15 protein-coding genes and 1 pseudogene are annotated in these 15312 nt (G+C 71.6%); 7 read left to right on the top strand and 9 right to left on the bottom strand.

The features are described 5' to 3' along the window. A pseudogene (locus tag C1J00_RS45405) lies at window positions 1–287 on the top strand (hypothetical protein); the annotation flags it as partial. A gap of 4 nt (window positions 288–291) precedes the next feature. Here the strand turns inward: C1J00_RS45405 and C1J00_RS23090 are convergent. After that, the gene (locus C1J00_RS23090; RefSeq protein WP_102910969.1) at window positions 292–1092 is read right to left on the bottom strand and encodes a hypothetical protein; all 801 of its coding nucleotides are present in this window, start codon (window positions 1090–1092) and stop codon (window positions 292–294) included. 305 nt (window positions 1093–1397) lie between these two features. Between C1J00_RS23090 and purN the strand changes: the two genes are divergently transcribed. Further along, on the top strand, window positions 1398–2036 hold the full coding sequence (purN, locus tag C1J00_RS23085) for a phosphoribosylglycinamide formyltransferase (RefSeq protein WP_102910968.1): 639 nt from the start codon (window positions 1398–1400) through the stop codon (window positions 2034–2036). Then, window positions 2033–3622: a bifunctional phosphoribosylaminoimidazolecarboxamide formyltransferase/IMP cyclohydrolase gene (purH, locus tag C1J00_RS23080; RefSeq protein WP_102910967.1), complete on the top strand. Its 1590-nt coding sequence runs from the start codon at window positions 2033–2035 to the stop codon at window positions 3620–3622. Before purN ends, purH begins: the two co-directional genes overlap by 4 nt. A 40-nt stretch (window positions 3623–3662) precedes the next feature. On the opposite strand, the gene C1J00_RS23075 is transcribed toward purH, so the two are convergent. From C1J00_RS23075 to C1J00_RS45400, 4 genes are all read right to left on the bottom strand, one after another. Continuing rightward, on the bottom strand, window positions 3663–5417 hold the full coding sequence (locus tag C1J00_RS23075; protein ID WP_102910966.1) for a protein kinase domain-containing protein: 1755 nt from the start codon (window positions 5415–5417) through the stop codon (window positions 3663–3665). A 207-nt stretch (window positions 5418–5624) separates the two neighbouring features. After that, window positions 5625–5882 carry a hypothetical protein gene (locus C1J00_RS23070; RefSeq protein WP_146046241.1) on the bottom strand — a complete coding sequence of 86 codons (258 nt, stop codon included), beginning with the start codon at window positions 5880–5882 and terminating at the stop codon, window positions 5625–5627. 159 nt (window positions 5883–6041) lie between these two features. Continuing rightward, window positions 6042–6476 carry a peptidoglycan-binding domain-containing protein gene (locus C1J00_RS23065; RefSeq protein WP_102910964.1) on the bottom strand — a complete coding sequence of 145 codons (435 nt, stop codon included), beginning with the start codon at window positions 6474–6476 and terminating at the stop codon, window positions 6042–6044. Window positions 6477–6517: 41 nt separating this feature from the next. Further along, window positions 6518–6976 carry a peptidoglycan-binding domain-containing protein gene (locus C1J00_RS45400; RefSeq protein WP_180989657.1) on the bottom strand — a complete coding sequence of 153 codons (459 nt, stop codon included), beginning with the start codon at window positions 6974–6976 and terminating at the stop codon, window positions 6518–6520. A gap of 174 nt (window positions 6977–7150) precedes the next feature. Between C1J00_RS45400 and C1J00_RS45395 the strand changes: the two genes are divergently transcribed. Beyond that, entirely contained in the window at window positions 7151–7504 is a 354-nt protein-coding gene (locus C1J00_RS45395) for a hypothetical protein (protein WP_180989656.1), read from the top strand. Window positions 7505–7836: 332 nt separating this feature from the next. Here the strand turns inward: C1J00_RS45395 and C1J00_RS23055 are convergent, their stop codons facing one another. From C1J00_RS23055 to C1J00_RS23040, 4 genes are all read right to left on the bottom strand, one after another. Next, a complete protein-coding gene (locus C1J00_RS23055; RefSeq protein ID WP_102910962.1) occupies window positions 7837–8604 on the bottom strand; it encodes an ALF repeat-containing protein in 768 nt (255 codons plus the stop codon). 206 nt (window positions 8605–8810) lie between these two features. Next, a complete protein-coding gene (locus tag C1J00_RS23050) occupies window positions 8811–10160 on the bottom strand; it encodes a serine/threonine-protein kinase (protein ID WP_102910961.1) in 1350 nt (449 codons plus the stop codon). After that, complete coding sequence (locus tag C1J00_RS23045; RefSeq protein ID WP_102910960.1) at window positions 10157–10897, bottom strand: hypothetical protein; 741 nt, start codon at window positions 10895–10897, stop codon at window positions 10157–10159. The genes C1J00_RS23050 and C1J00_RS23045 overlap by 4 nt, the downstream gene beginning before the upstream one ends. Before the next feature lie 258 nt (window positions 10898–11155). Continuing rightward, window positions 11156–11737: a hypothetical protein gene (locus C1J00_RS23040; RefSeq protein WP_102910959.1), complete on the bottom strand. Its 582-nt coding sequence runs from the start codon at window positions 11735–11737 to the stop codon at window positions 11156–11158. A 275-nt stretch (window positions 11738–12012) separates the two neighbouring features. On the opposite strand from C1J00_RS23040, the gene C1J00_RS23035 reads away from it, so the two are divergent. From C1J00_RS23035 to C1J00_RS23025, 3 genes are all read left to right on the top strand, one after another. Beyond that, window positions 12013–12867, top strand: coding sequence for a bifunctional methylenetetrahydrofolate dehydrogenase/methenyltetrahydrofolate cyclohydrolase (locus tag C1J00_RS23035; RefSeq protein ID WP_102910958.1), 855 nt, complete (start codon window positions 12013–12015; stop codon window positions 12865–12867). A gap of 127 nt (window positions 12868–12994) precedes the next feature. Further along, entirely contained in the window at window positions 12995–13438 is a 444-nt protein-coding gene (locus C1J00_RS23030) for a DUF3017 domain-containing protein (RefSeq protein WP_102910970.1), read from the top strand. A 381-nt stretch (window positions 13439–13819) separates the two neighbouring features. After that, window positions 13820–15121: a helix-turn-helix domain-containing protein gene (locus C1J00_RS23025; protein WP_245936466.1), complete on the top strand. Its 1302-nt coding sequence runs from the start codon at window positions 13820–13822 to the stop codon at window positions 15119–15121. Window positions 15122–15312 lie beyond the last annotated feature (191 nt).

The following is a 15312-nucleotide window of genomic DNA, read 5'->3' as shown; positions in this document are numbered from 1 at the left end:
AGGTCATCGGAGGCGTCTGGGGCCTCGGAGATCCCGGCGACGCCCGGGGGGCGGCGAGCGACGGACGCACCGCGCGGGACGCCTCACCGGTCGACGGGACGCCCTCGCCCCAGCACCCCACAAACCCCGCGCCGGACGCGCCCGGCCTCGCCTGGGCGCCAGGCCTGCGCGACCGGGACGACGAGACGGACTTCGGCCTCTACGACTTCCTGCCGCCCGACTCCGACCCCGAGCCGTACGACGCCCCGGCCCCTCCCGGCCGGTTCTTCCCGCCGGAAACCCCCTGAAGTGTCAGCCGTCCGTCTCCAGCAGCCCGCGGAGCTGCTCCGGGAGAAGCTCGGAGCAGGACTGCTTCGCCTCGTTGGTGAGGGCGTCGGTGGTGCACGTGTAGTAGTCGCGGTAGACCAGCTGTGCCGTGAAGGACGCGGCGACCAGGGCGATGGCCAGCGACGCCGTGACCAGGCCGCTCACCGCCGCCGTCGTCTGGGGGCGGCTGCCCTGCTGTTCCGGTGCCGGGGTGTCCGGGTCGGCAGTCCTGCGGGGCTTGGCGCGCAGGGCGCTGATGGCCCAGTAGAGGGCGAGCGCGCCGAGCAGCAGGGCCACGTAAGGCCAGCTGAAGAGGGCGAAGAAGAAGGCCCACATGCCCGACAACAGGGCGTAGCGCGCCCGGCGCTGCGCGGGGTCCGTCGGGTCCCAGCGCCCGTTCTGGCCGCCGCCCTGACCGCCGCCCTGGCCGTCGGGCCCGCTGCGGGGACGATCACCGAAGCCGCCGGAGGAGCGGCCGGGCTGCCGGTCGCTCCACCGGCTGCCCCAGGGGGAGCGGTCGGGCCCGCCGCCCCGGGAATCCTGGGAGTCCTGGGCGTCGTCGCCCGACGGGCGCCGCGGCTGCCAGGGCCGGTCCGGTGTGCCCTCGGGCGGCGGGGCGAAGGGGTTGTCCTCCTGGGACCCACGGCCCCGCTCCTCCCCGCCGTCGCCGCCCGAAGGCGCGTCGGGCGGTGAGCTGGGGCGCTCCCGCAGCAGCACGGCGCCGCGCTCCCCTCCCTGCGGCGACAGCTGGGGGAACGTGAGGAGTCGCAGGCTGCGGTCCGGCATCAGGTGAGCGTCTTCCCGTTGGTGAGGAGGAATGAGTGAACAGAACGGAGCGGCGTCGGACCCGGGTCCGTCATCTCCTGAACGCACCACGTCCGGACGTCGTTCCCGAACCGGCTCCGTCCAGACGCTACCTCCCGGCCCCGCCCCCGTCCCGTGGGGGCCGCCCGGTGTGCCGGTATCGTTGCTGACGGTCGGCCGGTTCGTAGGCTTCCCCGTATCCGGGGACGCAAAGCATTCGTATGAATGCACAAAACGCTGAGTGCCGGTCGCCTTGGACAGACGCTCCCCCGAGAAAGGCCCCCACCGTGGCCGCCAAGCCCGTGGCCCCGCGCGCCAAGCGCCTCGTCGTGCTGGTCTCCGGATCCGGCACCAACCTGCAGGCGCTCCTCGACGAGATCGCCGCCGTCGGTGCGCAGGCGTACGGGGCCGAGGTCGTGGCCGTCGGGGCGGACCGCGAGGGCGTGGAGGGGCTGGCGCGCGCCGAGCGCGCGGGCCTGCCGACCTTCGTGTGCAGGGTCAAGGACCACGGCAGCCGCGAGGAGTGGGACGCCGCCCTCGCCGAGGCCGTCGCCGCCCACGAGCCCGACCTCGTCGTCTCCGCCGGGTTCATGAAGATCGTCGGCAAGGAGTTCCTCGCGCGGTTCGGGGGGCGGTTCGTCAACACGCATCCCGCCCTGCTGCCCAGTTTCCCGGGAGCCCACGGCGTACGGGACGCGCTCGCGTACGGCGCCAAGGTCACCGGCTGCACCGTCCACTTCGTCGACGACGGCGTCGACACCGGGCCGATCATCGCGCAGGGCGTGGTGGAGATCCGGGACGAGGACGACGAAGGCGCTCTCCACGAGCGCATCAAGGAAGTCGAGCGAAGGCTGCTCGTCGAGGTCGTGGGGCGCCTCGCCCGCAACGGCCACCGCATTGAGGGACGAAAGGTAGTTATCCAGTGACCGCCGACAGCAACAAGCGGCCCCTTCGCCGGGCGCTCGTCAGCGTCTACGACAAGACCGGGCTCGAGGACCTCGCGCGCGGGCTCCACGAGGCCGGGGTCGAGCTCGTCTCCACCGGCTCCACCGCCGCGAAGATCGCCGCTGCCGGCGTCCCCGTCACCAAGGTCGAGGAGCTCACCGGCTTCCCCGAGTGCCTGGACGGCCGGGTGAAGACCCTGCACCCGCGCGTGCACGCCGGCATCCTCGCCGACCTGCGCCTGGAGGACCACCGGCGGCAGCTCGCCGAGCTGGGTGTCGAGCCGTTCGACCTGGTCGTCGTCAACCTCTACCCGTTCCGCGAGACCGTCGCCTCCGGTGCCTCGCCCGACGAGTGCGTGGAGCAGATCGACATCGGCGGTCCCTCGATGGTCCGCGCCGCCGCCAAGAACCACCCCTCGGTAGCGGTCGTCACCAGCCCCACCCGCTACGCCGACGTGCTCAAGGCCGTCCAGGGCGGCGGCTTCGACCTCACCACCCGCAAGCGGCTCGCCGCCGAGGCCTTCCAGCACACGGCCGCCTACGACGTCGCCGTCGCCTCCTGGTTCGCCTCCTCCTACGCGCCCGTCGACGCCGCGGCCGATAGCGGCTCCGCCGCGGGGCAGTTCCCCGACTTCCTCGGCGCCACCTGGGAGCGCGAGCACACCCTGCGCTACGGCGAGAACCCGCACCAGCCCGCCGCGCTCTACGTCTCCCCGGAGGGCGGCGGCCTCGCCCAGGCCGAGCAGCTGCACGGCAAGGAGATGTCGTACAACAACTACACGGACACGGACGCCGCCCGCCGTGCCGCGTACGACCACGCCGAGCCGTGTGTCGCGATCATCAAGCACGCCAACCCCTGCGGCATCGCCGTCGGCGCGGACGTCGCCGAGGCGCACCGCAAGGCGCACGCCTGTGACCCGCTGTCGGCGTTCGGCGGTGTGATCGCGGTCAACCGCCCGGTCAGCAAGGAGATGGCGGAGCAGGTCGCGGAGATCTTCACCGAGGTCATCGTCGCGCCCGGCTATGAGGACGGGGCCCTGGAGGCCCTCACCAAGAAGAAGAACATCCGCGTGCTGCGCTGCCCCGACGGCCCCTCGGCCCCGGTCGAGGTCAAGCCGATCGACGGCGGCGCGCTGCTCCAGGTCACCGACCGCCTCCAGGCCGACGGCGACGACCCGGCCGACTGGACGCTGGCGACCGGCGATGCGCTGAGCGCCGACGAGCTGGCCGAACTGGCCTTCGCGTGGAAGGCCTGCCGCGCGGTGAAGTCCAACGCGATCCTGCTCGCCAAGGACGGTGCCTCGGTCGGCGTCGGCATGGGGCAGGTCAACCGGGTGGACTCCGCGAAGCTGGCCGTCGAGCGGGCGGGTGCCGAGCGCGCCGCGGGTGCGTACGCCGCGTCCGACGCGTTCTTCCCCTTCCCGGACGGCCTGGAGATCCTCACCGAGGCCGGGGTGAAGGCGGTGGTCCAGCCCGGCGGTTCGGTCCGCGACGAGCTGGTCGTCGAGGCCGCGCAGAAGGCGGGCGTCACGATGTACTTCACGGGGACGCGGCACTTCTTCCACTGACGGGCACCTGAGCCCGGGCGGCGCCGCGTCGGATCGGCACTCACGTCGAACTGCGCAGCGCCGCCCAGGTGTCGGGTCCCACCTTGCCGTCCGCGGAGAGGCCCTTGGCCCGCTGGAACTTCTTGACGGCGGCCCGCGTGGCGCGGCCGAACTGTCCGTCCACGCCCCCGTCGCCGACCTCGAAGCCGCGCTGGGTGAGCATGCACTGCACCTGGACCACGCGCTGCCCCTTGTCGCCGCGGACGGTGAGCTCGGTGCCGGAGTAGTACGTGCACCGCGAGTTCCAGGGAGGGGCTTCGGGCGTGGTGGCCGTCTTGCTGGGTGAGGCGGTCGGAGGGGTGTCACCGGCATCGGCACTGCCGCCGCCCTCGCCGCTCTCCGGGGCGGCGGTGGGAGTGGCTTCGCCTCCGGTTGTCCTCGGATCAGGTGACGCCTCGTCCGCCGGCGTCCCCGAGGTGGCTTCCTTCTTCTTCCCGCCCTCCGCTTTCGTGTTCTCGTCGACCCTCGCGCCGGAGGGTGAGGCGGAGGAACCGGGGACAGGGGAGGTCCGAGCGCCGTCGCGGGCGGTGCCGCCGGCCACTGTCGGTGCGGCCGAGGCGGTTCCGCCGACAGACGGACGGGTCAGAAAGAAGGTTCCTGCAACGACGGCGCACGCGGCGAGACCGGCGGCAACAGCGAGATACACCTTCCGCTTCCCGCGCCCGGCGCCGCTCCCGCGAGCGGGACCCCGCACGGGGCCGGTGGCCGGGGTGGCCGAGCCCTGCGCGGGCGTACGCAACCGGCCGGTCTCCTGAACGACCTCCTGCACGACTGAACCTTCCAGTACGTCGCAGGCCTGCCGCCGGGCGAGCAGCCGGCCGCCCAGCGGCTCCTGCCAGCAGGGGGAGCGGTGGCCCCCGGCGGCCTCGGCGGCCTCGGTCAGTTGCCGGGGGGTGGGGCGGCCGGCGGGATCCTTGGAGAGACAGGCGGACAGCAGCGCGGCCAGTCCGGCGTCCCGAGCCGTGAGCCAGGCCATGATGCTTGGTTTGGGTTCCTCGAACGCGACACGGTGCATCACGTCGACGCCCGTCCCGTCGCCGAAGGGAGCGTGCCCGGTGGCGGCGTAGATCAGGCTCCCCGCGAGCGAGAAGACATCGGAGGCGGTGTCGCAGCGGCCCTCGCGCAGATGCTCGGGCGCCATGAAGGCGGGCGTGCCGACCCGGCTCCCCGTCGCGGTGATCGCGCTGCTGTCGGTGGCCTGCGCGATGCCGAAGTCGATGACGTGCGCGCCCTGCTGGGTGAGGACCACGTTGGACGGCTTGAGGTCGCGGTGCACGATACCGGCGACGGCCATTTCCGACAGGGCTTGCCCGAGATCGGAGACCAGCCGCCACACCCCGGCGACTTCCAGCGGGCCGCACTCGCGGACGGCGTCGGCGAGGTTGAGGCCGGGCAGGTACTGCGTCGCCATCCACAGTAAGGAGTCGTCGAATCCGGTGCCGAGCAACTGCGGCGCCCGTGCGCTGCTCACCCGGCCGTGCAGCGATGCCTCCCGCTCGAAACGCCGCCGGAACCGGGGGTCGTCGGCGTACTCGGGTCGGATCACCTTGACGGCGGCGAGGCCGGGAGTGTTGTCGGTGGGGCGGGCGAGGTAGACACGGCCCATGCCACCGGTGCCGAGGAGGCCGACGGGTATGTAGGGGCCGATCTGTCCCGGGTCCCTGGACCGCAACGGACTCGCGCCGGCCTGTTTCAGGGCGGCGGCGTCGCTGGACGCCGGAGTGTACGACGGCAGGGGCTGCCCCTGGTCTGTCATCGATCCCCCGAGTGCGGTGTCCTGCCAACGCGCTCCTGCGTCAAGCCAGTTGGTCCGAGGTTATCGGTTCGGGGCGGGGGAGCGGTCCGGATGCGCCGGAAGGGGGTGGCTGCGGCGCCCGTGACGGACGCCGCAGCCGGTTGGTCGCGCGCCTCTCCCCAGGTGACGCGCGAGAACACGGCTGCCCCGTGCCGTGGAGGTAGTGCGTCAGACCTTCTGAATCGCGATCTTGACGGCGGAAGGGCTCCAGTAGGGGCTGTCGCCGGGCATCTTGTCGAAGGTGTCCTTGTTGCCCTGGGGGCACGCCTGGGGCGAGTAGTCCGTGTCCTTCTTGCCGCCTGAGCCGTACCAGGTGATGACGATTTGGACGCAGTCGCCGTCGTCATCGTCGTCCTTCACCCAGCCCTTGGCGTGGGTGGAGCTTCCGGAGCCGGTGAAGTCGCCCTTGCTGGACCCCCAACTCACGGAGCATGTCCACGACTTGGTGGTCGCCTCGCAACCTGTGGCTGCCGATGCGGTCGGAGCCGTCGCTGTCAGCGTTCCGGCGGCGATCAGGCCGCCTACGGCCGCGTATACGGTGCGTCGGAAGATCATGGGTACCTCTCGGTGTAGACCGATGGTGTGCTACGGGAGGGTGGCGCAGTGGCCGGAGGTGCTGCGCCACTTGAGCTTGTCTCGCGTCTTCGGGCCATAGACGCCGTCGTCCTTGAGGCCCAGACGGGACTGAACGATCTCCAGCTCTTCCTCGGTGATCGCTCCGAAGTGGCCGTCGACCTCCACCTTGGTCCGCTTGTGGCAATGGCGCAGGGCGTTCTGGATCGCGGTCACGTGGGAGCCGGAGGCCCCTTCCGCCGTGATGCAGTTGTCGGTGCTGCCGCGGGCGGGGATGTTGGCCAGCTCATGGCCGTTCCCGCCGCCGATGAAACGGCCGAGCGTCTTGTTGCACCAGGAGGTGGCGGCGTTGGCCTGGGTGGCGGTACCGGCCACCCCGAGTCCGGCCAGCAGCATCGCGCCGACTGCGACGCCCGCCTTGGCGCGCAGCACGCGGGACTCCTTCATGGGTTCCTCGTTTCTGGGGCTGTTCGATTCTCGGGCGGGTGTCAGATCCGGGCGCAGCGCGTGGCGCTGTTGCGGGTGAACTCCCACTCCAGGTGGGTGCGGCTGTCCTTGCCGTAGATGCCGTCGCCCTTGATGCCCTCGTCGCGCTGGGCTGCTGCGAGGGCGTTCTTGGTGTTGGTGCCGAAGATCCCGTCAACCTTCAGGTTGAAGCCCAGGTCATCGCTGTAGCAGACGTTCAGCGAGCGCTGGAGCATGGCGACGGAGGCGCTTTGCGCTCCGCTGCCCATCGTGCAGTCCATGTTGGCCTTGTAGCCGGGCAGGTACGCCGTGTAGGTGCTGTCGCCGACGAGCTTCCTGTACGCCGATGCGTAGCCGTCGTTGCAGTAGCCCGCGTAGGCGGCGGCCGGTGCCGCTGTGACCATGCCCAGACCGAGACCGGACAGCAGCGTCAGCCCGGCGACGCTCCCCGCCGTCGTGCGGGATCCGCGGAAGTGCCTCATGTCTTCCCCCGTTTTCCTTTCCTTGCCGTGGTGGCGTGGCCAATGGTGGGCAAGGTCGGCGGTCGGCGGTACCTGCAAAGTTGTAGGTACGGCGGGAGACGGGTGTCCCTCAGGCTGCGGACGGGGCTTGTAGTTGCCCATGCCCCGCTCGTCGAGAGGAAACGGGGACGACCCATGACACTGAGCCGAGTCAAGTACGGGGCGGCCATGGCTGTCGCGGCGATGAGCATGACGATGCTCGCTGCGGCGCCCGCCACCGCCGATGCCAGCGACAGCTGGAAGCGGAACTGCTCCGACGACACCACGTACAAGGCCAATGTCACCGATCACGTGGCCACCACCACCAAGAAGTCCGACGGGGATTGCGCGGGCCACGCGTGGGTGCGGATCAAGGTGCAGGGGAAGTGGGGCAAGTGGGACGACAGCAATTCGACCGCGACGAAGCGCAGCCCGATCTACAAGATTGAGGAGTCGGAGCACAAGGACTGCAACTGCAGCTCCGCCAACGTCGTGACTCTCGAGCCGTAACGTCCGTCCGGGGCCTGCGGCGCGGGCGCTTCCCCCCGGCGGGAAGCGCCCGTTCTCCCAGAGCGGCTGGACGGGGTCCGCGGAACGGTTCGCACCACGCGGTCGCGTCCGTGACTCCAAGGCCCCAGAGTGGCCCCGGCAGATCCCGATCGCCGTGCGGCCATGTCCTCTCAGCCGGCGTTGGCGCCGCGCCCGTGGGAACGCGACCAGCATCGAGACGCCAGCGCCGATCGCGCAGAACAGCGCCCAGTAGCGCACGGCATCCCCCCGTTGGGCACCTGCTCTTCCTTCCCCCTTGGCAAGACCCGGCGGCTGCGGGAAGGGACGACGGCTCAGCCGTCCACCTCGTACCGGCCGACCTCCAGGAAGTGCCGCAGCGCCTCGGGCGTGCCGACCTCAAGGGCCGCCTCCGCCGCCGCACGCAGCGCGTCGCTGGTACCCGGGGCGCCCAGGATGCGGAAGACGCGCACGCGGTCGTCCTCGAACCGGGCCGCGGCGTAGCCGGTTTCCCGGTAGGCGCGCAGGGCCTCCGGGGTACCGGTCTCCAGAGCCTCGTGGGCTTCCCTGATGACCGCCACATCGGTCCTCTCGTCGGCGCCGGCGAGGACGCGGAAGATGGCGACGCTGTCGTCCTCGGCCTGGGCCAGGCGGTAGCCGGTTTCGAGGAAGGCGCGCAGGGCTTCCGGGGTGCCGGCGTCGAGGGCCTCGTTGGCCTCCCTGATGACCGCCTTGTCGCCGTTGTTCGTGGCGATGAACAGGATACGGGCGACGGCGACACCGTCGTCCTCGGCCTGTGCGGTCCAGCGGCCCGTCTCCAAAAAGTACCGCTGGTCCTCGATGGTGCCGTCCAGGGCGGCCTGTGCGGCGGCGTGGACGGCCTTGCCGGTGGCGGGGTCGGCGATGATGCGTGCGATCGCGACCCGGACGTCGTCGTCGGACATCTCGTCCACCGGCGTGGTGGCGCCGGCCGTGTCGGACGGCGCCGTCACGGTGGCGGACGAGCCGGCGGCCGTGCCGGCGGCGAAGGCCGGGGTGGTGAGGAGGAGGGCCGGCGTCAGGGTGGTGGCCGCTATGGTCAGGGCGGCGCGGGTGAGTCTCACGAAGGACCTTCCTTGCGAACGTCGGGAACAGTCGAAAGCAGGGGTCACGCAGAACCGGCGGATGACGCACAGCCCCGAGTCCTGCGCCTCATCCGCCGGTGCGGACATCTTCGCTCCGACCGTGCACGGGTTCATTGCCTGAAGCGTGCAATCTTCTGGGCTGGTCGTTGCCGCTCGGGTTCTCGTTCGCCGGACCCGGCGGTGCGTCACATCTCCCCGCCCTTGCGCAGCGCGCTCCAGGTCCGTGCCTCCACGACCCCGTCCGCGCCGAGCCCGGCCCGCTTCTGGAAGGTGACGACCGCCCCGTGCGTCATCGGGCCGAAGTCGCCGTCCACTTCGCCGACCTCCTTTATGCCGTGCAGATGCCGGAGCAGGCACTGGGCCTCACGGACCTGGCTGCCGCCGTCACCCTGCTTGACGGTGAAGTCCCACGTGCTGTTCCAGCCCGCGGTGTAGCCGCCGCCGTGGGTCTCGTCCTCGTACACCGCCGGCTTCTCGCAGCTGGGAGGCGCCGCGGTGGCAGGGGGCTCGTCGCGCAGTGCGTACGTCACCGCCGTCGCGCCCAGCAGTGCCGTCGCCACGAGCGCCGCGGCCAGCACCGGACGCCGCCACCGCCGGGGCCGCAACCTCGGCAGACGGGCCGATCGGGAGGCCCCGGCCGCGTCCTCCACCCGGCGCAGGAGCGCACCGGCGTCAGGGACCCGGGCGGCGCGTTCCGTGTGCGTGGGGGCCAGGCAGTCCCGGACGATCTCCCGCCAGGCCTCGGGGAGTCCGGGGGACAGGCGCAACTCCTCGGTGCCGCGCGCGTAGCGCGTCGCGGCGTCGCTTCGTGCCTCCGTGCTTCCGCCCGGCAACGGGAAGGAGCCCGTGAGGGCGACATGGGCGAGGACGCCGAAGGCCCAGACGTCGGCGGAGGGGCGGATGCGGGTGCCTCGCTCGTCGATCTCGGGCCACAGCAGCTCCGGCGGGGTGTAGTCGGGCGTGGCGAAGGCGGGTGCGTAGGCGTGGGTGCCCTCCAGCTCGGCGGCCATGTTGAAGTCGGCCAGTCGTATCGAGCCGTCCTTCAGCAGCAGCACGTTGGCGGGTTTCAGGTCGCCGTGCACCCAGCCCGCGTGGTGCAGCTGGTGCAGGCCCTCGCAGATCTGGGCCAGCAGGGCTGGGGCCGACTCCGGCTTCGGCTCTTGTTTCAGTACGACGTCCAGGGAGCCCTCGGCCATCTCCAGCACGAGCACGGTGGCACCGTCCAGCTCCGGGTGCCCCGGATCGTCGACCGTCAGGGTGTCGTACATGCGGATCAGCCGGGGCGCGCGCAGGCGGCCCAGCAACTCCACCTCCCGCTCGGCGAGTTCGCACATGTGCCGCAGCTGCCGAGGTGTACGGGTGCCGGTGGGCAGAAACTTCAGGGCGGCCCGGCCGGGCATCTCAGGGCCCCCTTCCCCGACGAGCCGCGCCGCGTACACCGTGGCGAAGGCGCCGGAGGCCAGAGCCTCGCGCACCTCCCACGCGCCGACCCGGTAGCCCTTCGGGACGGGGACGGCGTACGACCGGCCGGTCATCGGACCATCTCGCCCGCCGGGGCGGCCAGCACCACCAGGTCGTCCTCGCGGACCAGGTCGAAGCGGAGCGCGAGTGAGACCAGCGACTCCTTCTTGCCGTTGACGCGCAGGCCGGGCGCGGCGGTGTCGGGGCCGGGGCGCAGCCGGAGTTTGAGGGCCAGGTAGTCGATGTTCCAGTAGACGGACGAACGGCTGACCGTCGGCCAGACCGGGTGCAGCCGTTCCACCAGCTGTTCCACTGCCGGAAGCGGCGCGTGCGGTTCCCCGCGCAGCCGGGGCTCGCACAGGGCGGCCAGCACCGCGAAATACCGGCTGGTGCGGTCCAGAGCGAACGCCGGTGCCGTGGCGGCGCCGGGGAGCGAGCGGCGGTCGGCGCTGCGGAAGGCGTGGCGTGGCGCCCAGACATCGAAGCTGAGCAGGTCTCCCGCGGCGGGCAGCACCACCCGCGAGAACTCGAACGGTACCGGGGCTTCCATACGGCCAGGCGCGATCTTGAGGTGCTCTCCCGCGCCCTCCGGATTCTCCACCACGTAGGTCTGGTCCTCGCTGAAATTGCTCAGCAGCCAGAAGGACCGGTGTGCGGTGATCTCCCCGGCGGCCCGGGGCACCCCCGCGTGGTCGATGGTGAGTCCGCCGCCCGTCCCGGCCCTGCCGAACGCCAGCCGTTCGCCCGCGGCGATTCTGACCTGCCCCTCCGCGCTGGCGCACGTCGGTGGTACGACGATGACGCTGTACATGGAGTAGTCCCCCTCCTCCTGTGAGGCCGGGGGCGCAGCCCCGGTCCGACGAGGGCAGGGTATGGGACGTTTTCGAACGAGTACGAAGCATCGCGCCTGATACGGCGCGTCTGTGAAACCTTTGTGAGAAAAAGCCGGGGCGGCGGGGGCACCGCAGACCTCTCAGGGTCATGCACCAGGGCCGTGCCCCCCTCGTACGGGTGAGACACGGCCCTTGGAAGTGAATGGCGTGAACCGGTCCGGTCGACCGGGTCCGGTTCAGTGCTTGGGGCGGTTGAACCAGGCCTTGCCGTTGGCGTTGCCGACGAACACCGCGACCAGGATGGCCAGGACGGTGTGCACCAGGCCGACGATGACGAACGGGTAGATGCCGAGCACCGCCGTGATGATGGCGAACACCATGATGGTGACCCGGGCGCCGTTGCCGCCGCTCTTGAACTTCGTCGCCAGGACGGCCGCGAACACCATCCAGGCCAGGCCGAACACGACGTAGCCCCAGATCAGGCCGGTCGAGTCGCCGACCAGGTCCTGAAGGGCGGCGTTCTCCTGCACGGTCGCGTCGTTCTTCGCGGCGTTGATCGCTGCGGCGCCGATCCCGAGGATCACCACGGCGACGACCTGCAGACCGACGATGACCCACATCATCACGCGGGCCGCGCTCACCGAGCCGGGCATCGTGGTCGGCGCGGCGGGGCCGCCGTAGGGGGAGACCGGAGGGGCCTGCGGGTAGCCGTAGCCGGGAGCCTGACCCTGGTTCTGCGGGTAGCCGTAGCCCGGCTGCTGCTGCTGCGGCTGCCCCTGGGGGGCGCCGTAGGGGTTGTTCGGGTCGCCGTAGCTCATGGGGGACTTTCCTCCGTTGGTCCGAGTGCGGGGACGACGCGTGACATCCGCACGGAGGAAAATCTTCAGTAGTGCGACCGTCCCCCCGTTGAGCTGCCCGCGGCACTTGTCGGGTCATCGTTCTTCACCACTGACCGGCTTGTCCAGCCGCATTCCCGATGCGTTGTGCAAGTGCAACATCGCTGATCATGGGCGGATAGAGGAGGACGGGCCCCGCGGTGCCCGGATTGCGGCCGGATTGGAACCGTGGCGGGTTCATCCGCGAGGATGGGGCCATGACCGCCCAGATTCTCGATGGCAAGGCCACCGCAGCCGCGATCAAGTCCGATCTGACCGCCCGCGTGGCGGCGCTGAAGGAGAAGGGCGTCACGCCCGGCCTCGGCACGATTCTGGTCGGGGACGACCCCGGCAGCCAGAAGTACGTCGCAGGCAAGCACCGCGACTGCGCGCAGGTGGGCATCGCCTCCCTCCAGCGCGAACTGCCCGCCACGGCGACCCAGGAGGAGATCGAGCGGGCCGTCCGCGAGCTGAACGACGACCCGGCCTGCACCGGGTACATCGTGCAACTTCCGCTGCCCAAGGGCATCGACGAGAACCGCATCCTGGAGCTGATGGACCCGGACAAGGACGCGGACGGACTGCACCCGATGAACCTGGGGCGCCTCGTCCTCAACGAGCCCGCCCCGCTGCCCTGCACCCCGAACGGCGTGCTGACGCTGCTCCGCCGCTACGGCGTGGAGATCAAGGGCGCGGAGGTCGTGGTCGTCGGACGCGGTGTGACCATCGGCCGGCCGATGCCGCTGCTGCTCACCCGCCGCAGCGAGAACGCGACCGTGACCCAGTGCCACACCGGCACCCGTGACCTGTCGGCGCACCTCAAGCGCGCGGACATCATCGTGGCCGCCGCCGGCTCCGCCCATCTGATCCGCGCCGAGGACGTGAAGCCCGGCGCGGCCGTCCTCGACGTCGGCGTCTCCCGCAGTGCCGAGGGCAAGATCGTGGGCGACGTCCACCCCGACGTGGCCGAGGTCGCCGGCTTCATCTCCCCGAACCCGGGCGGCATCGGCCCGATGACCCGCGCCCAGCTGCTCATGAACGTGGTCGAGGCGGCGGAGCGCAGTGTCGGCTGAGCCCCGGACCCCGAGCGGGCACGAGACGCGGGACGGGCATGAGACGCGGGACGGGCATGAGGCGCCGGGCGGGCACGAGACGCCCGCCAGTCACGAGGCGCGGGGCGGGCACGAGGCGCCGGAGGACATCACCGTCCGGGACCCCATCAGCGCGCCCGACGCCGAAGGGCGGCCGCGGCGGGTCACGCGGCGTTTCCCGCTGTTCACCAAGGACACCGCACGGCCCGAGGGTGGCGGCCGGGCCGCGTCCGAGGACGCTCCCGCGCCTGCGCGGCAGTGGCCCGTGCTCGCCGTGCTGGGACTGGCCGGGCTCGGACTACTGGTGACCGCTTTCGGCCTGTTCCGGCTCGGAACGCTGCTGATCGGTGTCGCCCTGCTGGGCGGCGGCGCGATGCGCTGGCTGCTGCCGGACGTCGGCATGCTCGCCGTCCGCTCCCGGTTCACGGACATCGTCACCTACGGCCTGCTGGGCCTGGTGATCGTCATGCTGGCGCTGATGGTCCAGCCGAATCCGTGGCTGCAGATCCCGTTCCTGAAGGACACGCTGCACTTCACGGTCACCAACGAGTGACGGACGGCGGCCCGTCCTCTCCCCCGAGGAAGGACGGGCCGCCGTCACGCACCACCCTCCGGCACGGCGAACGGCCTGTTCAACGGCTGTCAGTGCGCTGTGGCACGGAAGTGACAGTTCCGGTACGTCTCGCTTCCGATACTGCACAAAGTGGTGCGACGCGGGGGTTGGCAGGGACAATCAGGACGGTCCAGGGTGTACCGCGCGCGGTCACCATGCTCCTGTGCGCCCCCCGTCAGGGAACTGAGATCCTGACTGGGCGCATCCCTGTGGGTATCCAGAACGGGGACTCGGCCAAGGCCGCCACGCGCGGGGCGAACAGCGCGAGAAATATCAGCACGTACGGGGGGAAGAGGGGGAGCAATGCCTCGTTGGAAGGCCTTGCCGGATGAGCTCGATCCACAGATCAGGGAGTTCACCAGTCAGCTGCGCAGGCTCGTGGACCGCAGCGGTCTGAGCATCGCTTCGGTGGCGGACCGCACGGGCTACAGCAAGACGTCGTGGGAGCGTTACCTGAACGGCCGGCTGCTCGCGCCGAAGGGCGCGATCGTGGCTCTGGCCGAGGTCACGGGCACCAATCCGGTGCACCTGACCACCATGTGGGAGCTCGCCGAGCGCGCCTGGAGCCGCTCGGAGATGCGGCACGACATGACGATGGAGGCCATAAGGATCTCCCAGGCGCGCGCCGCGCTCGGGGAGTTCGGCGGGCAGGACTTCACCGACCCCTCGGCCGGTGGCAAGGCGGCCTCGGCGGGCGAGGGCAGAGCGGCCTCCGCGGGCGGCGGCAAGCCCGCCCGCCGGAGCGGCGGCACGACGATCACGCCGGGCGTCGCGGGGCCGGCCGGTGTGGCTCCGACCGTGCCGCCGCAGCCGACGGCCCCCGAGGTCCAGGACTCCAGCGGCGCGGGTGTGCGGGAGGTGAGCGGCCGGGCCGCGGCGCCCGAGGTCAACTCATGGGGACTGGCCGGGTACCAGGGCCCGTCGTCGACGGCAGGCCGTTCCGCCGGACCCGGTGCGGACCGGGGGCCCCGGCCCGGCTCCGGAACCCCCACCGGGTCGCCCGGCGGGGGTCGCGCGGCCGGCGCAGGGCCCGGCTCGTACGGCGAACCGCGGGACGCCGTCCCGGCGCGGGCCGGTGGCGCGGGCGGCAGGGGTGCCGGCGGGACCCGCCGCGCCCCCTCGGCCCCCGCGGGCAAGAAGCGGACCGCGACCTTCGTCGCGGGTGTCGTGGGCGTGCTGGTGGTGATCGCCGGCGCGTTCTACCTCACCGGCGGCGGTGGCGACGACGAAGCCGGGGGCGGCGCCAAGTCGCCCTCGCCGACCGTCAGCACCGACCCGAAGCTGCCGCCCGGCGTCAAGTGCAGCGGCGCCGACTGCACCGGCAAGGACGCGGAGGCCATGGGGTGCAGCGGTGACCTGGTGACCACGGCCCGGACCGCGACCGTCGGCGCGACCGTCGTCGAGGTCCGTTACAGCGAGACCTGCAAGGCGGCCTGGGGGCGTATCACCCAGGCCGCACAGGGCGACGAGGTCGAGATCAGCTCGGGCAAGGCGAAGCAGACCGGCAGCATCACCGCCGCCGGGGACGCGATCGCCTACACCCCGATGGTCGCCGTGAAGGGCGCCGCCGACGCCAAGGCCTGCGCGACCCTGGCGGCCGGTGGCCAGGGGTGCACCGACTAGGTGCGAAGGGGGTGCCGCCCGCCCGGGTGAGGAATTTCCGAGGGGGAGGAATGCCCGCCCGGATCGGGGGCACGCGAACCGTACCCCCACGGGAGTCCGGCATGGTCGGTATCCCCCAGGCGGCCGTCTTCGTCCTCCTCTCCCGGACGGGGCGGCCGCCTTTTGCCCGGGGTGGGTGCGTGCGCGAGGGT

Source organism: Streptomyces cahuitamycinicus (assembly GCF_002891435.1).
In the GTDB taxonomy this organism is placed as follows: domain Bacteria; phylum Actinomycetota; class Actinomycetes; order Streptomycetales; family Streptomycetaceae; genus Streptomyces; species Streptomyces cahuitamycinicus.
The sequence above is the reverse complement of the archived record's forward strand: the minus strand, read 5'-3'. Positions and strand labels throughout refer to the sequence as shown.